We start from the raw sequence: 20,423 nt of genomic DNA, 5'->3' as shown, positions 1-20,423 counted from the left end.
TTAAAATAAGCAATGCTTCTGTTGATTGACAACTATGATTCATTTACTTACAACTTAGCTCGCTATTTTGAAGAGTTGGGACAAGAGGTAGTGGTGTTGCGCAATGATGAAATCTGTTGCGCCGAAATAGATTCCTTGAGCCCCAATTTTTTGGTTTTTTCTCCTGGTCCTTGTACACCGAATAGTTCAGGAATAACAATAGAAGCAATAAAAGTATTCGCTGGTGTCATCCCAATGTTAGGTGTCTGTTTAGGGCATCAAGCAATAGGGCAGGTATTTGGTGCTAAGGTCATTAATGCAAAACAAATCCTTCATGGAAAAACATCAAAAATTTACCATTCCCACTCCTCTTTGTTTAAAGACGTTTCGATGCCGTTTGTCGCCACGCGTTATCATTCATTGGTGTTAGATGGAGCGAGTATCCCTGAGGGCTTTAAGATAACCGCATGGTGCTGTGATAATGACAACGGCAAGAATGACGCGTTAAGCCAAGGTGGGATAGAAAATAGAGAAGTAATGGCTATCGAACATAACACTCTGCCAATTTTTGGTGTGCAATTTCATCCAGAATCTTTATTAACCGAATTTGGTCATCGTATACTCAACAATTTTCTTACAACAAAAACATCTCCAGAGCGCTGATGTAGCAGTGTGGAAATTGCGTTATATTGATGTAAGATAAATGATGACTTTAATCGTTATTGCACATGAATAAATACATTTAAAAAATCAAGTATTTGGAAGGAAGCCTTAGCAACGGCTATTTCCTGCAAACAAATAGCTTCTGTGGTTGGCGTCCGTCAAAGCTATATTTCAAGCTTTTTGAGATCGTGCTGCGAGAAGCATAATTAGAACTCTCAGTGAAAAAAAATATGAAGAGCATTCTGCTTTGATCGGAATCACTCCATCTGGTCAATTTCTCAACCATCTAATCGATAAATTCGTATTAAACATTATTGCCGACTTAATTGATAAAATATTTATGCAGAGGGTCGTTATCGCTAATGCAATATCTGAAGTGGCTCATAATGAGCCTAGCTTATCTCCCCTCGCTTTAGTATTAATACAAGGCAAAACCCATGCACAATATCGTATGTTAAAAAGGCATAAGCTGGTCAATTTATAGAAGCCTAAAGATTTCATACGCACACTGCGTATGCCAACAGGCTCCTTAGAATTACTTAAAAAAACAGATATGCAAACACTTGATTTAAGTATGGATAACGATTAATTTTTTTAAGCATATTCATGCAACACCGCTAAAATAGTTGAAAACGCCAATACCGGCATCCAGTATTGGCGTTACTTGATACTGACGGTGAATACTAAATTGCCAGCGACTTAATAGTTATTCACTTTTCATGCAAAACTAGATGCATCCCTTTAAAAATGGCGCTTTGCTTTCAACATGCATAAAGACAAGTGTCAAACCTTCTGCCATACTACTGCTCTTTTTTAAATCAAGATATGACACTAGTAAGGCAATATTATGAATGTAACTCGCGACATATTTAATGAAGTAATGGTTCCTAATTACAACCCAGCAGCAATCATTCCGGTAAAAGGATTAGGCTCTCGTTTGTGGGATCAAGCAGGCACCGAATACATCGATTTTGCTGGGGGTATTGCAGTCAATGTTTTGGGCCATTGCCATCCTGAACTCGTATCCGCATTGACTGAGCAAGGCCAAAAACTGTGGCATTTGAGTAACGTTCTAACCAACGAGCCGGCGCTTCGCTTAGCCAAAAAACTAACCGATGCCACTTTTTGCGAAAAAGTCTATTTTGCCAATTCTGGTGCTGAAGCCAACGAAGCAGCATTAAAATTAGCCCGTCGTTTTGCCCTTGACCACTTTGACGAGCAGAAAGATCAAATTATCTCCTTTAAACAAGGCTTCCATGGCCGGACCTTCTTTACTGTTACTGTCGGTGGACAAACCGCTTATTCCGATGGCTTTGGTCCTAAACCAGGTGGTATCGAGCACGTAGATTATAATGACTTAGCCAGTTTTGAAGCATTGATATCCGACAGAACCTGTGCGGTTATGATGGAGCCATTGCAAGGTGAAGGCGGCATAATCAGTCCCACTATTGATTTTGTAAAAGGAGTACGTGCTTTGTGTGACAAACACAACACCCTGCTTATCTTTGATGAAGTGCAATCCGGTGTTGGTCGTACTGGGGAGCTTTTTGCCTACATGGGTCTTGAGGTAATACCAGACATACTCACAACCGCTAAAGCACTTGGTGGTGGTTTCCCAATTGGCGCCATGTTAACAACCACAGAAATTGCCAAACATTTAAAGGTAGGTACTCACGGAAGTACGTATGGCGGCAACCCACTAGGTTGTGCAATAGCAGAAAGAGTCTTGGATATTGTTAATACGCCAGAAGTGTTGAATGGGGTAAAACATAAAGAACAGCTTTTCCGTAAGGGATTAGAAGCCATCAATAATCAATACCACTGTTTCTCAGAAATTCGCGGTAAAGGTCTTTTGTTGGGAGCAGCATTAAATGAAAAATTTTCTGGTCGTGCTAAAGAATTTTTAGTTGCCGCCGCTGAAGAGCATTTAATGTGCTTGATTGCAGGTGCTAATGTAGTGCGTTTTGCTCCATCACTTATTATACCTGATGAGGATATTCAAGAAGGGTTGGTTCGTTTCGAACGAGCAGTGGCAAAAGTAGCCGGCGCCGACGTCTCCTTTAAGTGAGTAATCGAATATGAAAATTATTCGCCCCATCCATCCGGATGATTATTCATCACTAAATGAAATTGCCCAAGAATCTGGGGTAGGTTTTACTTCGTTACCAGTAAATGAAATTTTGCTTAGAAGTAAAATAGGCAAGTCAGTTCAAGCTTTTGCAAAAGAGGTAATCAAGCCAGCAGATGAAAGTTATCTGTTTGTGATGCAAGACCAAGAGACACAAGAAGTTGTGGGTACAAGCGGCATTGTAGCCGGTGTTGGTTTGGACGATGCATTTTATCATTACCATCTAAGTAAGGTAGTGCATGCATCCCGTGAGCTTAAAATTTATAACAATGTCGATATTCTTACCTTGTGTAACGATTACACTGGTGTCTCTGAAATATGCACATTATTTTTGCGGCAAGGTGCTAGAGAGGGCTTAAACGGGAGATTATTATCCAAGATTCGTTTTCTCTTTATGATGGAGCACAGAAACCGTTTTGCTGAAACTATTATCGCCGAAATGCGCGGAATTAATGACGAAAACGGTCAATCACCTTTTTGGCAATGGTTAGAAGAGCATTTCTTTTCGATGGACTTCCCTACAGCTGACTATCTCACTGGAATTGGTCAAAAACAGTTCATCGCTGAGCTTATGCCAAAATATCCAATTTATGTAAGCTTGCTAAGCAAACAAGCCCAAGCAGTGATTGGCCAAGTACATGAAAAAACCAAACCCGCATTACAACTTCTTGAACATGAGGGATTCAGTTGTAGAGGTTATGTAGATATTTTCGATGCGGGTCCCACCGTTGAAGCAAACTTAATACACATCCGAAGTGCCCAAGCTAGTATAAAAATGCAGATTAAGGTGACTGATGAAGTTAATGATAATCAACAAAACTTTTTTATAATCAATACTAAAGTACAAGATTTTCGTGGCGTGTGTGCGCCACTCTTTATCGATGTTAATACTGAACATGCCACTATTGGTCAACAAGCCGCTGATGCACTCGGTGTAAGCGATGGCGACAACATTCGCTTTGCTCCTACTCATTTCAGGACATAATCATGAATAAGCATACACATTTTATCACAGGCAACTGGTTAGCTGGCGAAGGTCACGATATACAATCAGTTGATCCTGCAAAGAAAAAAATAATTTGGCAAGCTAAATCAGCATCCCAAGAACAAGTTGATGCTGCCGTCAAAGCTGCCCGGTTGGCTTTTATTGCTTGGAGCAAGCTCACTTTTGAAGAACGATTGGTTTATGTCAAAAAATTTGCCGAATTACTCGGGCAAAATAAACAAGCACTTGCTTTAACTATCGCTCAAGAAACCGGCAAACCATTATGGGAAACGGCAACTGAAGTGGGCGCTATGATAGGTAAAATCACCTTATCTGAAAAAGCCTATCATGAGAGAACTGGCACAGTAGAAAATGCCATGCCGTTAGGTAAAGCATTTATTCGGCACAAACCTCATGGTGTGGTGGCGGTATTTGGCCCATACAATTTTCCCGGACATTTACCAAACGGACATATCGTTCCTGCATTACTAGCTGGTAATACTATTGTATTTAAGCCAAGTGATCTTACTCCCGTTGTTGCAGAAAAAACCTTAGAATTTTGGCAGCAAGCCGGTTTGCCTGCTGGAGTATTGAACATGGTTCAAGGTGAAGTAGAAACAGGCAAAGCACTTGCCTCTCATAGAGGATTAGATGGCCTGTTTTTTACCGGTAGTTCGCGAACTGGTAGATTGTTACACGAACAGTTTGCTGGACATCCCGGAAAAATATTAGCCTTGGAAATGGGCGGAAATAACCCACTTATAGTCAAAGATGCGTCTGATACTAATGCTGTGGTACACGATATTATTCAATCTGCATTTGTCACTTCTGGTCAACGCTGTACTTGCGCACGTCGTTTGTTTATTCAACGAGGTGCAGCTGGGGATGTCATCATAAAAAAATTGATTGAAGCCACCAACAATATTCAAGTGGGAATGTATGATGCCGAGGCACAACCTTTTATGGGTGCGATGGTTTCACAACATGCAGCCTCTTTGATGGTCAAAGCACAGCAGCAATTGATCACTCTTGGCGCGAATACCTTAGTCGAACTCAAGCATCTGGATACTGAGTCTGGTTTTGTTAGTCCAGGTATCATTGACGTGTCTGACATCCTTAATGATATGCCAGATGAAGAGCATTTTGGTCCTTTACTAAAAGTGATTCGTTATAGTGATTTTGACCAAGCCATAGATGAGGCCAACAATACTAGCTTTGGATTGTCAGCAGGTTTATTAGCAGATAACCAGACAGACTATCAACATTTTTACCAACGTATTCGTGCTGGTATAGTCAATTGGAATAGGCCTATTACAGGCGCTAGTGGTGCCGCACCTTTTGGCGGGATTGGCGATAGTGGTAATCATAGAGCAAGTGCTTACTATGCTGCTGACTATTGCTCTTATCCGGTTTCCTCAGTAGAGCTGGAAAAAACAACACTGCCTGGCACTTTGAGTCCAGGATTAAGTATTTAATTTTAGAACAAGAGTTTTAGCACTATGCATAACAAAATAAATAGCTTGTTTAGCCATTTATGGCAAGACTATTTAACCATTACGCCTTCGGCAAAAAAAGTACATGACTTATTGGAAGGATACGAGTCTGAGCATTCAGGTAAACCGTCTAAGTTAGTTAATGACCATATTGCACTGCGCACACTTAATATTGAAAAAATCAACTTAGATAAACTTGCGGCACACTTTTTAGCACTAGGTTATTCAGAAAAAGGTCAATATGCCTTTGTAGAAAAAAAATTACGTGCTAAACACTTCGAACATACAGATGATACTTACCCCAAAGTGTTTATTAGTGAGCTTATTGTTGAAGAAATGCCCTTGGATATTCAACAGATTATTCTAAAAATAACTGATAACATTTCTGATGATGCGGCGTTACTGGATAACTTTCTGTATTCAGGAACACATTGGCAAGTCAGCCCACAAGAATATGAACTTTTAGTTGCGCATTCTGAATACGCTGCCTGGATGTCAGCTTGGGGGTTTAGAGCCAATCATTTTACAGTGAGTTTAAATCACATGGGCCATTTTCAATCTCTTGCACAGGTAAATACCTTATTAAAAAATGAAGGCTTTATATTAAATTCTTCAGGGGGTGAAATAAAAGGTGGCCCACAAGTGCTGTTAGCTCAATCATCTACGATGGCAGACAAAATCGAAGTTGAGTTCAGCAATGGCAAAAAGCTAATACCTAGCTGTTTTTATGAATTCGCTCAGCGTTACAAGATGCCTACAGGTGAATTGTACCAAGGCTTTGTTGCGGCTTCTGCAGATAAAATATTTGAAAGTACTAATAGTTGATTTTGAATAAGGTGTAATAAAAAAGCCAGTTGTCACTCAACTGGCTTTTTCATATTAATGCAACCCCAGGACTGACTCTATACAGTAAATGAAGCACCGCAACCACATGTAGTCGTTGCATTAGGATTGGTCACTAAAAAACGCGAACCTTCTAACCCTTCTGTATAATCTACTTCTCCGCCAACTAAATATTGAAGGCTCATAGGATCAACCACTAAAGTCACTTCGTTTTTATCTATGGTGGTGTCACCTTCATTAACCTTTTCATCAAAAGTAAAACCATATTGGAAACCAGAACATCCTCCACCAGTCACATAGACACGTAGTTTTAGGTTTGGATTTTCTTCTTCTTCCACCAAAGTTTTTACTTTTCTAGCGGCAGCATCAGAAAATTCAATAGGTAACGCAATTTGCACTGTCATAACTTGCCTCGGTGAAAAATTTAATAACTGTAACCAAGCAGATTATCTAGTGCTTGACTAATATGGTCAAGTATTCACTAAGACTAATTAATACCGATTGCGTTATGCTTATCCTAGTTTGGATTAATGAGCCAATCGAATACTGTCGTTAACTGACCTTTTTTACGTTTAAACTGAAAGATATCGGCATGCACAGATACTTGTTCTGGCTGAAAACCTTCTGGTAATCTGAATTCCCCATTAATCACTTGAAAATATTTAAAACTAAAAGTCAGACTTTTTTGCTCGTGATCAGACAACATAGCGTCTAATGCATATTGCTTAGCTTTGCCATTTTCACTGCCTATCAAAGTCACGTTTAAATTTCCCTTAAGAGTATTTTTGGTTTTGGTTTGTTGCATCAATACTAATTTAAACCGAAAAGAATTATCACTTAAAGCAGGCTCTAGACTAAACCCTTCAATCAGAAATCCTTGTTCATTCAGTTCTGGTGCCATCACTTGTTGATAAAAAGCGAGTTGAGTGCGTAACTCTTTTTCAACATCAATACTTTTTTTAATTTCAACAAAATGTTGCTGTTGAGTCAGTTTTGAAACTTCAAGTTCAACCCCTAAAATATTTAGATTTTTGGTCAGTTTCTCATTTTCTAGCTTAAGATTTTGAATACTTTTTTCATGGGTGAATATTGTTATTTGTTGTTGAGTGTAATGCGCGTTTCCCCAGAAAAAACCAAGATAAACAGTGGCCACAATCATCACAATTAGGATCAAATAAAACTGAAATGCACCAAGTTTGTTCTTTAGCTCAGAAATAATCACTTTATGCCCTTTTAAAAGCTGCAAAGTTTTTATAGATGGCAGGATAATATCATTTAGTGGTTTGAAATAGTCGATTGATTTGTCAAAAATTCATGTTTTTGGCTCTGATTAATAGATTAACTTTATAAAATACAAAGGGTTGTGATAAACTACTACTTTTCTCAGTTATCAGTCCATTTATAATTGTGAACCTCAACGCTTTTAGACAAGAACTTGCCACTCCACGTACATCTATTCAGCTGTGTATCATCGGCATCGTAGGTGGAACTTGTGCTGCTTCTTTAATTATTTTATTTCGTTTAAGTGTTGAATGGCTACAAATATTATTCTTACCAGAATTAAATCAATTCGCCACTTTAGAGCCATTGATGCGCTTTCTTCTGCCTTGTTTAGGTGCTATCGCTATAGTGCTCATTGCCTATCTGACAGGATTTAAATACTATCGAATGGGGATCCCTTTTGTTATCCATAGAGTTAAGCACTACTATGGGCAGATTCCATTTAGAACAGCCATTAACCAATTTTTCGGTGGCACTTTAGCGTTAGTTTGTGGTTTTTCAGTAGGCCGAGAAGGGCCATCTATTCATCTAGGTGCATTCGCCAGCAGTTTTTTTGGCCAATGGCTGAAGTTTCCCCACAATAGTATTCGCGTTTTGTCAGGATGCGGTATTGCAGCCGGTATTTCAGCTTCTTTCAACACACCTTTTGCCGCTATAATTTTTGTTATGGAAGTTGTATTACGGGAATATAAAATCCATGTTTTTATTCCCGTAATGCTTGCAGCGGCTTGCGGCACAGTATTAACTCGTATTGTATTTGGTGAGGCACAAGAGCTGTCTTTTATTCAATTCAACGAGTTTAGTCGGTGGATTTACCTATATTTAATCATTTTTGGCATCTTATTAGGTTGTTTAGCCACTTTGTTTAACAAGACATTGATGCTGGTTATCAGTGGGTTTAGTCGTATTAATATGGTTCGTCGATTATTAATTGCGGGGGTAATTACTGGCGCAGTGGGATATATTTTGCCTGATGCATTAGGTGCACATTTCCACTCCGCACACATTCTAATAGCACAAAATGAAAATATTCAACTGCTTATCGCAGTAGTAGCGGCAAAATTCTTATTGACTATTTTTGCGATTGGCCTAGGGATCCCCGGGGGCATAATAGGCCCAGTGTTTGTTTTAGGAATGCTCAGTGGCGTTGTGCTTGCATTTCCACTGGGCTTTTTCTTAGATGATGTCAGTGACTTAAATGGCAGTTTTTCGCTGTTGGGAATGGCAGGACTGATGACCGCTGTTATTCATGCACCATTAGCAGCTTTATCAGCTGTGATGGAATTATCCTACAGCCCAGAGATGATCTTACCGACTATCCTGGTGATCGTGCCTGCATATGTCACTTCGACCCAGTTTTTAGGTAATAGTTCTATTTTCACTCAGCAACTAGATTATCAAAAGTTACCTTATACTATTTCTTCCGTTATGGAATCATTACAAAAGACTGGCGTATTAGCCGTCATGGACAAAGAATTCAAACTGCTTAATGCCGACAAAAAGCCACTTATCAGTACCTTAGATAAGGAACATCATAACCCTGTAGTACAATATAAGGTTGATACAGATGGAGCAGCTGAATATTCATTAGTGAAATATGACAAAGGAAAAGAAGGAGAAACAACACGTTTAATCTTTATTCCGATGCAAGGAGTCCACTTTCAGGCTACGCTAGCTGAAGTATACAGCTTACTTGAAGTTAACAGAAAGGGGGCTGTGTATATATTTTCTAGCACAGAAGAAATAGTAGGTATTATTACTTGGAAAATACTTAGACATCACCTGCATAAAGCAAGTTACTAGGAAGCACAATGACTTTACTTTGGATAAAAGCCCTACACGTATTTTTTATGGTTGCTTGGATGTCGGGCTTGTTTTATTTGCCTAGATTGATGGTTTATCATGCTCAGTCAGATGTTCAAGCAGTGAAAGAACAGTTCAAGATAATGGAAAAGCGGCTGTGGTTCTTTGTCACGCCTTTTGCCGTATTGACCTTGGTGTTTGGCGTATGGTTAATAAATTTGTATGGAAAGGATTGGTTCGTAGCGGCCAAATGGTTACATATTAAACTTTCCTTAGTGACAGTTTTATATGTATACCATGGCTATTTATTTGTATTAGTGCAGAAATTTTCCAAAGATGAAAACACTCATTCTTCACGCTTCTACCGTTTTTTAAATGAAGCGCCTGTCCTTCTTGTCTTGGCTATTATTGTCTTAGCGACTGTAAAATATTTTTGAGCACGATCTATGACCTATAACCTATGAAACTCAAGAAAATCGACATGGATGTCAACCAACAGCGCTTAAGTAACAGCAGATAAAACTTATTTAGTATTTAAACAATAACCAAGATCTGAAGATTACACTCAAGCCTACGAGGAAGCTAAAACTGACCCAAATACCACAGATTAGAAATTCGACTATTAATACAACAACAACAAAAAGCTTCAAATCAGTTATTTATTCAACAGACATAAATATGACGGCAGTATTTAATCCTATCCTAAGAAAATGTTATCATCGGAGACCTAATAATGAGTTACCTCGATATCATATGCTCATATTCAATTCATTCTACTTTTCGAAGAGTCAAAATACATGTCAGATAAATTAGCCGGTTGCTACACAGATATTCTTTCAATCATAGGGGAAGACGTGAGTCGTGGTGGACTGGTCGATACGCCAAAACGTGCGGCCAAAGCCATGCAGTTTTTAACTGATGGCTATCAAAAAGATTTAGATGGTGTTGTAAATGGAGCTATTTTCGAAGCAGATACTGATGAAATGGTCATCATCCAAGACATTGAGTTCTACTCGTTGTGCGAACATCACATTTTACCCTTTATAGGTCGTTGTCATATTGCGTATCTACCTAATGGTAAAGTGTTGGGACTATCAAAGTTTGCTCGAATTGTAGATATGTATGCAAGACGTTTACAAATCCAAGAAGGCTTAACCAAACAAATTGCCGATGCAGTGCAGAAAGTAACGGGGGCATCAGGTGTAGGGGTTATAATGGAAGGCAAACACATGTGTATGATGATGCGCGGTGTTCAAAAGCAAAACGCATCGATGATCACCTCAGTAATGCTGGGCTCCATGCGCACATCTGATGCAACCAGAAACGAGTTTCTACGCTTAATAGGTAAATAATTATTTAGCGAGTTAGTGCAGTCATACAACTAATGGCATGAACTTCCTATATTTAAACGCCTGAGATAAAAAATCTCACTAATTTGGTGCAATTACGGTAAATAATTCCGACTTGGCCATTTCCTACTATTCCTTTGCACTTTTATAGTGCGGAAACACATTCATATAAGAGTAATGTTATTATGTTAAATAAAATCAGCATCTATTTTCTTCTTATCTCTAGCTCCTTACTAATTGCAAACAGCTCTTTTGCAAAAGATATTAACGCTTATGGGCCAAAAGAGTTTACAGATGAAAATAAATGGACCGCGATTGTTGCCGCCTACGCCCCAGAAATTAAAGCGATTGATGAAGCATTCAGTCAACTGGCTGATGCCCAAATCAATCAAACGCTTACCATCAGGGGGGTCAAATACCAACTGGGCTCTTACAAAGGCGAGCCAGTGGTAATATTTACTACAGGTATCAGTGTGCCTAATGCGGCTATGACGATGCAGATGGCACTGGATTATTTCCCTATTGACCGAGTGGTAATGATGGGTATTGCCGGTGCTGTCAATCCTGATTTTCAGCCGGGTGACATCTCAGTACCAGAACGTTGGTATTTTCATGATGAGTCCGTATATGTCAATCCTGATCCCAAAAAGGCCGGCAGCTTTGTATTACCCGACTATTATGAAAACGCGCTTCAAAGATACAAAGAAAGACGCGAACAAGACCCACATTCACCCGCTTATGAAAACTATGGCTATATTCATCCAGAAGAAATGACAATAGTTAAACAGGGCTGGGATAAACCTAAGCAAATGCCCTATTTTAGCGCCACGCCTGAATTAATCGATTTGGCTAAAAAAGCGGTTAAAGCCGTGAGTCCAATCAATATGCCTTCAGGGAAACCTATTCAAATCAAAGTGGGCGGTAATGGTGTCACCGGTTCAGTATTTCTTGATAACGCAGAATACCGTAATTGGTTACAACGGGTGTACAGTGCCGAGGTGACTGAAATGGAATCAGCTGCTGTTGGACAAGTATGTTTTGTTAATAATGTAGACTGGGTAATTATTCGTTCTATTAGTGATTTAGCTGGCGGGCAACACGGCAAAAATGTTGAAAATGTGTTTGATGGTATTGCTTCAGGTACAGGCACGAAATTAATGATTGGCCTGCTTGATCAAATTGTTGCAACACAATTAGCCCAATAACTGGCCAATAATATTTTTTGAAACAATTAAGCTGATATAGGGAATTTCACAAAGGGTAAGCTGATATAAAAATAGCTGTGTGATTAAAAAGGAGAGGGTGTGCAATTATCAGTCAAACAGATTAGAAAACAATACGCTGAAGTACTCGCCGTGGATGATTTATCTTTTGAAGTAAAATCGGGAGAGATTTTCGCTTTACTTGGACCTAACGGTGCAGGTAAATCATCTACAATTCGTATGTTAATCGGCTTGACCTATCCTGATACTGGAGTGATTTCATTTACAGATATTGAAGGTCAAAAGATACCCAAATTAGTCAGTGGCGACTTTGGGTATTTGCCTGAAGAACGAGGCCTATATCAAGAGAGCAACATTCAAGACACCCTAGTTTACATGGGGCAGTTAAAAGGGATGACAAGAGCAGATGCATCAGAGCAGGCCAACATGTGGCTAACCAGCTTCGATTTAGCAGAACGACAAAAAGACCAACTGAAGACCCTATCCAAAGGTAATCAACAAAAAGTGCAATTGATCAGTGCCATCATTCACCGACCCAAAATCGTCTTTCTTGACGAACCTTTTTCCGGTTTAGATCCCATTAACCAAGAAAAAGTCATATCATTTCTGCAGTTGTTAAGGCAACAAGGGACCACTATTATTCTCAGCGCCCATCAAATGTCCTTAGTTGAAAAGTTAGCCGACAGGTTTATGTTGATGAATAAAGGTAAGGCAACGCTATATGGTTCAATTAAAGATATTCGCCAAGCCGCGCAACTAGGCACCAATTTAACGGTGACATTTAGTGATCCAGTCAACATTGAATCCTTTTTACTGACCGAGCAAATCATCCAAGTTATCAGTATTGATACCCATACCATTCAATTTACTTTGGCGCCGTCATGCCATGTTCCTCAGTTTTTACAAAGTATGTTAACCGAGCATCAAATTGAAAGTTTACAAACTGAACAACCCAGTTTACATGACATCTACATTGACAGTGTCAAAGGAGCCACATAATGGATAAGGTGCTATTGGTTGCGCGTTGGGAATTTATGCGCAACTTTAAATGGAAACAGGAACTAATAGGCTATTTTTTAATGTTATTAATCTATGCAGCAATTTTTGCTGTGCAGATGTGGAGCCAATCAAGTACCCAGAAAACCATTAATATAGCCGTTATAGGTCAGTTACAGACTGAGCTAAACAGTAAATTTGTGTTGTCTTCACTAGATACTAGCGTCGAAGAGCAACAACTATTCGAGAAGATAGCTGAATTATCGCTGGATGGTATATTAAAGGTTGATCAGTCAGACGAGTTTACTCTGTATATTGCTCAGCAAAGTGTTTGGCAACAAGAATTAGAACAAGCATTGGTTGCTGAACAAAAAGATATATTGTTAAGGGCGATGGACATTAGCCCGGAACAATTAAAAAAATTACAGAACCCGATATCCATGACGTTTGTAAATCAAGCAGAAGAAGTGGTGGGCAGCAGTGTAAAAGTGCTTGGACTGCTTGCAGCCATTTTAAGTGCGATGGCAGTTTTTACTAGCTTTGGTTTATCACTCACCTCGGTGACACAAGAAAAACAACACCGTATTACCGAACAATTACTCACCTGTATAAGCCATCAAGAATGGGTCGACGGCAAAGCATTAGGCCTGTGTCTGTCGAGTATTAAAAGCTTGTTGACCACATGTTTTGTGATGGCAATTGTGTTTACTGGCGTCGCCGTTTTTTCAGACGGTGGTAGCGAAACTATGAATGTGTCAGCCACAGTAATGATACAGATTTTAATTTTTTGTGTCACAGGTGTGTTATTTTGGAATTATGTATTTGTTGGTTTTGCTGCGACCATAGATGACCCTAATCACTCAGGGAAAACTGGGTTGATGCTACTACCCATGTTACCCGTTATGTTGGTGTTTATTGTGATGGGAGAACCCAATGGGCAGGTGGCCACAGTATTATCTTTAGTGCCTCTTACCTCTATCAGCTTTATGCCTATGCGTATTGCTTCAATGAGTGTACCAGTCTGGCAAGTCGGTTTATCGTTGGTGTTTTTGATGGCAGGCGTGTACTACGTACGTTTATTTGCTACTCGCGTATTCAGAGCCAACATCACCTTGTTTGGTAAGGAGCCAGATTGGGCAGATATTTGGCGCAGTATGTTAAAAAGTAATCCATAGTAATTCTGAAAAAAGCTGAGCATAAGCTCAGCTTTTTAATGATGATGGCATAATTTAACGTTCAACAACTGCATTGTGATATACGTGCTGTACATCGTCACAGTCTTCTAACATATCCATAAATTTGTCAAACGTAGCAACATCATCTCCACTCACAACAGACTCGGTCTGAGGGATAAAGGTAATTTCATCAGCATCAAATTCGATATCAGGACAGTCATCGGTTAGGGCTGTTCGTGTATTATTGTATTCCGTGTGAGGCGCATAAACAGTTACGACTCCTTCTTCACACTCTACTTCGGTTACATCAACGTCAGCTTCCATTAAAATTTCGAGTACTGCATCTTCATCATCACCTTTAAAGGCAAACACCGCTTGGTGATCAAACACATGTCCTACTGAACCCTCAACACCCAATTTAGCGCCTGTCTTTGTGAAACAATTTCGCACATCAGTGATAGTGCGATTATTGTTGTCGGTTAGACAGTCAACAATCACCATACATCCACCAGGACCAAACCCTTCATAACGAGCAGGCACATAGTCCTCACCTGCCCCCCCTGCGGCTTTATCAATCGCTTTGTCAATAACGTGACTAGGTACTTGGTCTTTTTTGGCCTTTTCAATCAGCCTACGCAAAGCCAAGTTTGCTTGAGGGTCTACGCCACCATTTTTGGCAACAACATAAATTTCTTTGCCGTACTTGGAATAGACTTTGGTTTTTGCTCCAGCGGTTTTTGCCATGGAGATTTTACGCACTTCAAACTTTCTACCCATTTATGTATTCTCTTCTAATAATGTCGAGCGACTGGCCCGATTAGATTTAGCGTTAAAGATTTTACCGATATTCATGCCAGATAACAAAATCTATTCAACAACCTATACTGCAGTTAAGGAACATGTTGCGCTGCAAGGTAATCATGTGACTGCATTTCTTTTAACCTACTTAAGCAGCGTCTAAATTCAAAATTAAGTGGGCCATCTAAATAAAGTATTTCCATAGACACCTCAGCTGACATGATCAACTTAACATTACGTTCATAAAACTCGTCCACCATAGCAATAAAACGCCGGGCAATATCATCTGTTGTTTGTCCCATTTGCTCTACATTAGCAATCAATACTGTGTGATAAAGACGACTTAATTCGATATAGTCGGTTTGACTTCTGGGCCCATCACAAATATCCCGAAACTCAAACATGACAACCCCGTCCGCATAATGCAATGTTGGGATCAATCGCCCTTCTACTTTAATTTTTTGATTCTCAATGCCTAGTTCGGGTGCTAGCTGTATAAAATATTTATGTAAATTTTCATTAGCTTGATTATCTAATGGAAAATGAAAAATTTCTGCCTGCTCTAGGGTTCTCAGGCGATAATCTACTCCACTATCCACATTCACAATGCGCGTATTTTGATTTATCAACTCAATCGCAGGTAAAAACCTGGCTCGTTGCAAACCATTACGATAAAGGTTGTCAGGTTCTATGTTTGAAGTAGCCACTAACACTATCCCATGACCAAAAAGTTCTTCCATCAAGGTACCTAAAATCATTGCATCTGTAATATCAGAAACAAAAAACTCATCAAAACAAATCACTTTTGTCTCTTTGGCAAAAATTTTGCCTATGGTTTTTAAAGGATCAGGTTGACCTTCCAGGGATTTAAGTTCTTGGTGCACACGATGCATAAAACGATGAAAATGAATACGCAACTTTCTTTTAAAGGGCAAACATTCAAAAAAAGTGTCAACCAGATATGTTTTACCCCGTCCTACCCCACCCCAAAAATATATACCCTGAATACTAGGTTTACGCATCCCCTTGCCAAACTTGCTCTGCAACTTTACTCGCCAAGTTAGTTTTTTCTCAGGATGAGTTAATTCGTCATAAAGCCGCTGTAATTCCTTTACCGCATTTTCCTGAGCGGCATCATAGAGAAATTCAGGATCTTGCAGATCACTTTGATATTTTTGCCATGGTGTAAACTCAATCATTCTGTGATGTTTTTCCTTTTACTTATGTGTGTTTTTAACACTTGAATACAAATAAAATGACCGCATTAAAAATGCTGGGCGTATAATAACAAATATACCGTGCTTGCTCATGGTCAATACTCTATATTTTTATTAAACAGTAGTGAACCAAATGGGCAGAAATAAGTAAAGAAATAGGAGACGTTATGGATTGGTTTATAGGATTATTGTTGTTATTAGTTGGCGGAGTTATAGGTTTTTTTGTTGCAAGATTTGTCAGCGAAAAAGAACAGCAGACATCAGGTAAAACCGAAAGTCAGCAAACAGTTCAAGAATTAATGAGCCAGCAAGCAGCTGTTCATATTCAAGAAACCAAGCAAATTGCAGAAAGCTTAATCGCACAATCCGCCTCGTTAAAAAAGCAGATTGAAGATTATGAGGAACTACTAAGCAGCCAGCAGAATGGATTAGAAGGCACTTCAATAAGTTACTTTGGCGAACATACGACGGCTTATTTACGTAATAAAAGTACCAAGCCTGTGCGTGAAAAATCTAGTGCAGACATACAACCATTAGATTTCTCTTCACAAAGCTCAGGTTTGTTTTCGGGCAGTAAAGAAGCCCCCATTAAAGACAGTAAATAATGAACTTTTTCGTGACTAAGATAGTCTTTAAACTGTTTTAAACATAGATATCGGAGATGATAACCAATGAGAAAAGTAGTCAATCGTTTTTTAGTTGCTTGTTGTGTAGTGACTGCCAGCATGTCAGTCAGCTTGGTGTCTAGCGCGGCAATACCTTTTTTTTCAAGCGATAATAATCAGATACCTAGTCTCGCGCCAATGCTAGACAAGGCCACACCGGCAATTGTCAGCATTTCTGTAGAAGGCACTCAAGTTTCTCGTCAACGTGTTCCAGAAATGTTTAAGCATTTTTTTGGTGGAACAGAGGAACAAGTTCAAGAAAGACCATTTAAAGGATTAGGTTCGGGCGTTATTATCGATGCAAATAAAGGCTATGTGGTGACAAATAATCATGTAGTGGATAACGCTGATGATATTACTGTTAAGCTAACTGATGGTCGTGAATTCAAAGCCAAAAAATTAGGCTCAGATGATCAAAGTGATATTGCGTTGTTAAAAATTGATCCTGATGCTTTGATTGCTATGCCTCTGTCTGATTCAGACGAATTGAGAGTAGGTGATTTTGTGGTCGCGATTGGTAACCCATTTGGTCTGAATCAAACCGTCACTTCAGGTATCGTTAGCGCGCTTGGACGATCAGGTTTGAACATTGGTGGATACGAGAACTTTATTCAAACTGATGCGGCGATTAATCGAGGAAACTCTGGCGGGGCCTTAGTGAGTCTAAGAGGTGAATTAGTAGGGATTAATACTGCTATCTTTGGACCGAATGGTGGCAATGTTGGCATTGGTTTTGCCATACCTAGTAATATGATGAAAAGTTTAGTCGACCAGATAATAGAATTTGGTGAAGTACGCCGTGGTTTACTCGGCATCATGGGTCAAGACATCGATTCTGGCTTGGCAGATGCTATGAACCTAGATGTCAATCAGGGCGCATTTGTCAGTGAAGTTTCGCCAGACTCAGCGGCCGATAAAGGAGGAATTCAGGCTGGAGATATTATTACAGAAATTAATAATAGAGCCGTAGCGAGTTTCCAAGAATTAAGAGCCAAAGTAGCCAGTAGTGGTGCAGGCGCTAAGCTTGAATTAACAGTGCTTCGCAAAGGCAAACGTGAAAAATTAAATGTTGTACTAGGTGATGCAACCCAAAATGTGGTGGTTGCCAAAGAAATACATCCAGCTTTAGAGGGAGCTACCTTAACCAACGGTAAATCTGAACAAGGTGATAACGGTGTAGTTGTTTCAGGTATTGGGCCACGCTCTCCAGCGAGTCGTATTGGCTTAAAAGATGGTGACGTGATAATCGGTATCAACCGAAAAAAAGTGGATAACCTAGTTCAATTACGCACTGAACTAGAAGAGGCAAAAGGCGTCATTGCGCTCAATGTTAAACGCGGCATTTCTTCTTTGTATCTAGTGATCCGTTAATAATATCTAACGACTGGTAGCGGTATTCTGACCGAGTAACGCTATCAACGTAATGATATCAATGTTATTATTTTGATACCTGTCGTAGAAAAAATTTAATATCGCTCGTGCTAAAATCTTTACCTTTCTTTCTAAAATCCATCCTTATAGGCATGATCATTTCCTCGGTCATTTTGCTGCTTGTCCCCGATTTACGCACTGGTAGTGGTCTGCCACTAACCTTATTCACTGAGCAAGAAAGCTCACAAAGACATAGTTTTAATCCAGCGGTTAACGCAGCAGGTCCTGCAGTAGTTAACATCTATAGTCAAAGCATCGAAAGAAGTGGTTATAATCGTCGAAAGCCAATCGAACGAACAAGTCTTGGTTCTGGCGTAATTATGACCTCGAATGGCTATATCCTGACCTGTTATCACGTTATTGCAAATGCCAAGCTGATTTTAGTAGGATTACAAGATGGAAGACTCGAAGAAGCTCAAATTGTCGGTTATGATCCTATAACAGATTTAGCGGTACTCAACATATCAATAGAAAACCTACATCCCATTCCCCAACTGAATGATCCTAACACTCTAGTAGGAGACGTAGTCTTAGCCTTAGGTAATCCTTACAACTTAGGACAAACAGTGACAAAAGGAATTGTTAGCCGGATTAGTAACAACGAGCTAAATAATTATTTTGATTACATTCAGACAGACGCGGCATTAAACGAGGGTAACTCTGGCGGAGCACTAATAGACAGTAAAGGCTTTTTGATAGGTATCAATAATGCTAATTTTAAAACTCGTATCAGTCGAAATCGTGTTGAATCGGTAGATGGTGTGTCTTTTGCTGTACCTTACAATTTGGCTAAAAAAGTCATGCTTGAAATCATCGCAACTGGCAAGGTTACTCGAGGAGCATTAGGTTTTGTAGGTCAACAGGCTGGACCAACAAGCGCGGGGATCATCGTGACATCTGTGGTTCAAGGAAGTCCAGCTGAATTGGGTGGCTTACAAGTTAATGATCTTATCTTATCCGTTAACACTATTCCGGCCATTAATATTCGTGACACTTTGGATTACATTGCAGATACTACGCCAGGAAACTCCGTTTCTTTTGAAGTAAACAGAGAGGGGGCAATTCTGAAGTTAGACATGATAGTGGCTGAATTGCAGTAATAGCCAGTAGACTGTTTTGTAATCAGCAAACACGTCTGATGTTAGCACCTAGGCCGTTTAACTTTCTTTCAATATGTTCATAACCACGGTCTAAATGGTAAATGCGATCTACTGTGGTTAGCCCTTCTGCCACCAACCCTGCAATCACCAAACTCGCCGAAGCCCTTAGGTCAGTCGCCATTACTTGAGCACCTCTCAAGTTCGACTTGCCATTGCAGACTGCACTATTGGCTTGCAACGATATATCGGCGCCCATTCGCTGCAATTCGGGTACATGCATAAAACGGTTTTCAAAAATATTTTCTGTCACCACACTTGTTCCCTCAGCCAAACAATTAAGCGCAACAAATTGCGCTTGCATATCAGTTGGAAATCCAGGGTGTGGGGCTGTTTGAATATCAACACTGATAAGTTTTCTATCTGTCATATCCAACTCGATCCAATCGTCACCAACCGTTAATTTAGCCCCAGCTTTAGACAATTTATCGAGTACTGCTTCAAGTGTTTTTGGTGCAGCTTTTTCACAGCGAACCCTGCCCCCGGTTACGGCTGCAGCAATTAAAAACGTGCCTGTTTCGATTCTGTCTGGCAATACACGATAACGCCCCCCTGATAAAGACTCAACTCCCTGAATAATAATTTTATCACTTCCAGCATTTATTACTTTAGCACCCATAGCATTTAGACAATGAGCTAAATCAACAATCTCTGGTTCTTTTGCCGCATTTTCAAGAATAGTTTCGCCCTGAGCTAAACACGCAGCCATCATCAAATTTTCTGTAGCACCAACGCTAACCACATCCATAAATATGTGAGCACCTTGTAACTTTCCATTCACAGAGGCTCTGATGTAACCATTATCTACATCAATTTTAGCGCCCATCTGTTCAAGACCCTGCAGGTGCAAATTTACCGGGCGAGCGCCTATAGCACAACCTCCAGGTAAAGACACATTTGCCTGACCAAATTTAGCCAAAAGTGGCCCAAGCACTAAGATGGATGCGCGCATGGTTTTGACTAATTCGTAAGAAGCATTAAAATTATGTATAGGACTCGGGTCAATTACTACAGATTGACCATCTTGGCGATAAGCGTTAGCACCTAACTCACTTAACAAAGATAAACTGGTGTGTATATCTCTGAGCTCAGGAACATTGTCAAAATAACAAGTAGAGCCTGCCAGTATGCTTGACATCAGAATAGGCAATGCAGCATTTTTGGCGCCTGAAATGGTCACAATTCCATTTAGCGGCGGGCAAGCTTTGATAATTAATTTGTTCATAGATGCACTCTA

Annotated in this window: 20 protein-coding genes; 15 read left to right on the top strand and 5 right to left on the bottom strand. The window is 39.7% G+C overall.

All coding sequences use genetic code 11. The features are described from left to right. The first annotated feature begins 12 nt into the window (after window positions 1-12). From Q0Y52_RS14310 to Q0Y52_RS14285, 6 genes are all read left to right on the top strand, one after another. Entirely contained in the window at window positions 13-642 is a 630-nt protein-coding gene (locus tag Q0Y52_RS14310) for an aminodeoxychorismate/anthranilate synthase component II (protein WP_297822678.1), read from the top strand. 247 nt (window positions 643-889) lie between these two features. Further along, a complete protein-coding gene (locus tag Q0Y52_RS14305; RefSeq protein ID WP_297822674.1) occupies window positions 890-1,126 on the top strand; it encodes a hypothetical protein in 237 nt (78 codons plus the stop codon). 363 nt (window positions 1,127-1,489) lie between these two features. Beyond that, window positions 1,490-2,710 (top strand): aspartate aminotransferase family protein, encoded by a 1,221-nt coding sequence (locus Q0Y52_RS14300; protein WP_297822670.1) that lies wholly within the window; start codon window positions 1,490-1,492, stop codon window positions 2,708-2,710. Window positions 2,711-2,720: 10 nt separating this feature from the next. Then, window positions 2,721-3,755, top strand: coding sequence for an arginine N-succinyltransferase (astA, locus tag Q0Y52_RS14295; RefSeq protein WP_297822667.1), 1,035 nt, complete (start codon window positions 2,721-2,723; stop codon window positions 3,753-3,755). A gap of 2 nt (window positions 3,756-3,757) precedes the next feature. Further along, complete coding sequence (astD, locus tag Q0Y52_RS14290; RefSeq protein ID WP_297822665.1) at window positions 3,758-5,230, top strand: succinylglutamate-semialdehyde dehydrogenase; 1,473 nt, start codon at window positions 3,758-3,760, stop codon at window positions 5,228-5,230. 24 nt (window positions 5,231-5,254) lie between these two features. After that, window positions 5,255-6,073 (top strand): DUF1338 domain-containing protein, encoded by an 819-nt coding sequence (locus Q0Y52_RS14285; RefSeq protein WP_297822663.1) that lies wholly within the window; start codon window positions 5,255-5,257, stop codon window positions 6,071-6,073. A 77-nt stretch (window positions 6,074-6,150) separates the two neighbouring features. Here the strand turns inward: Q0Y52_RS14285 and erpA are convergent, their stop codons facing one another. Both erpA and Q0Y52_RS14275 read right to left on the bottom strand, forming a co-directional pair. Then, window positions 6,151-6,495, bottom strand: a complete 345-nt coding sequence (erpA, locus tag Q0Y52_RS14280) for an iron-sulfur cluster insertion protein ErpA (protein WP_007641372.1) — start codon at window positions 6,493-6,495, stop codon at window positions 6,151-6,153. Window positions 6,496-6,608: 113 nt separating this feature from the next. After that, entirely contained in the window at window positions 6,609-7,313 is a 705-nt protein-coding gene (locus tag Q0Y52_RS14275) for a DUF6776 family protein (protein ID WP_297822660.1), read from the bottom strand. 185 nt (window positions 7,314-7,498) lie between these two features. Between Q0Y52_RS14275 and Q0Y52_RS14270 the strand changes: the two genes are divergently transcribed. From Q0Y52_RS14270 to Q0Y52_RS14245, 6 genes are all read left to right on the top strand, one after another. Continuing rightward, window positions 7,499-9,175 (top strand): chloride channel protein, encoded by a 1,677-nt coding sequence (locus Q0Y52_RS14270; RefSeq protein WP_297822658.1) that lies wholly within the window; start codon window positions 7,499-7,501, stop codon window positions 9,173-9,175. An 8-nt stretch (window positions 9,176-9,183) separates the two neighbouring features. Further along, window positions 9,184-9,612, top strand: a complete 429-nt coding sequence (locus Q0Y52_RS14265; protein ID WP_297822656.1) for a CopD family protein — start codon at window positions 9,184-9,186, stop codon at window positions 9,610-9,612. Window positions 9,613-9,972: 360 nt separating this feature from the next. Beyond that, a complete protein-coding gene (gene folE, locus Q0Y52_RS14260; RefSeq protein WP_297822654.1) occupies window positions 9,973-10,527 on the top strand; it encodes a GTP cyclohydrolase I FolE in 555 nt (184 codons plus the stop codon). Window positions 10,528-10,709: 182 nt separating this feature from the next. Further along, window positions 10,710-11,729, top strand: a complete 1,020-nt coding sequence (locus tag Q0Y52_RS14255; protein ID WP_297822652.1) for a 5'-methylthioadenosine/S-adenosylhomocysteine nucleosidase — start codon at window positions 10,710-10,712, stop codon at window positions 11,727-11,729. Window positions 11,730-11,828: 99 nt separating this feature from the next. Continuing rightward, window positions 11,829-12,746, top strand: coding sequence for an ATP-binding cassette domain-containing protein (locus Q0Y52_RS14250; protein ID WP_297822650.1), 918 nt, complete (start codon window positions 11,829-11,831; stop codon window positions 12,744-12,746). Beyond that, window positions 12,746-13,918 (top strand): ABC transporter permease, encoded by a 1,173-nt coding sequence (locus Q0Y52_RS14245; protein ID WP_297822648.1) that lies wholly within the window; start codon window positions 12,746-12,748, stop codon window positions 13,916-13,918. The genes Q0Y52_RS14250 and Q0Y52_RS14245 overlap by 1 nt, the downstream gene beginning before the upstream one ends. A 54-nt stretch (window positions 13,919-13,972) precedes the next feature. Here the strand turns inward: Q0Y52_RS14245 and Q0Y52_RS14240 are convergent, their stop codons facing one another. Together Q0Y52_RS14240 and zapE are read right to left on the bottom strand one after the other, a co-directional pair. Then, a complete protein-coding gene (locus Q0Y52_RS14240) occupies window positions 13,973-14,695 on the bottom strand; it encodes a YebC/PmpR family DNA-binding transcriptional regulator (RefSeq protein ID WP_297822646.1) in 723 nt (240 codons plus the stop codon). Between the two features lie 113 nt (window positions 14,696-14,808). Further along, the gene (gene zapE, locus Q0Y52_RS14235) at window positions 14,809-15,915 is read right to left on the bottom strand and encodes a cell division protein ZapE (RefSeq protein ID WP_297822644.1); all 1,107 of its coding nucleotides are present in this window, start codon (window positions 15,913-15,915) and stop codon (window positions 14,809-14,811) included. Window positions 15,916-16,100: 185 nt separating this feature from the next. Between zapE and Q0Y52_RS14230 the strand changes: the two genes are divergently transcribed. The 3 genes from Q0Y52_RS14230 (at window position 16,101) to Q0Y52_RS14220 (ending at window position 19,129) form a co-directional block, all read left to right on the top strand. After that, window positions 16,101-16,538, top strand: a complete 438-nt coding sequence (locus Q0Y52_RS14230) for a DUF1043 family protein (protein ID WP_297822642.1) — start codon at window positions 16,101-16,103, stop codon at window positions 16,536-16,538. A gap of 66 nt (window positions 16,539-16,604) precedes the next feature. Further along, window positions 16,605-17,969, top strand: coding sequence for a DegQ family serine endoprotease (locus Q0Y52_RS14225; protein ID WP_297822641.1), 1,365 nt, complete (start codon window positions 16,605-16,607; stop codon window positions 17,967-17,969). A gap of 152 nt (window positions 17,970-18,121) precedes the next feature. Continuing rightward, window positions 18,122-19,129, top strand: a complete 1,008-nt coding sequence (locus Q0Y52_RS14220) for a trypsin-like peptidase domain-containing protein (RefSeq protein WP_297822639.1) — start codon at window positions 18,122-18,124, stop codon at window positions 19,127-19,129. 22 nt (window positions 19,130-19,151) lie between these two features. Here the strand turns inward: Q0Y52_RS14220 and murA are convergent, their stop codons facing one another. Continuing rightward, on the bottom strand, window positions 19,152-20,411 hold the full coding sequence (murA, locus tag Q0Y52_RS14215; protein ID WP_297822637.1) for a UDP-N-acetylglucosamine 1-carboxyvinyltransferase: 1,260 nt from the start codon (window positions 20,409-20,411) through the stop codon (window positions 19,152-19,154). Window positions 20,412-20,423 lie beyond the last annotated feature (12 nt).

It is taken from the genome of uncultured Paraglaciecola sp., from assembly GCF_943787955.1.
Taxonomy (GTDB): domain Bacteria; phylum Pseudomonadota; class Gammaproteobacteria; order Enterobacterales; family Alteromonadaceae; genus Paraglaciecola.
The sequence above is the reverse complement of the archived record's forward strand: the minus strand, read 5'-3'. Positions and strand labels throughout refer to the sequence as shown.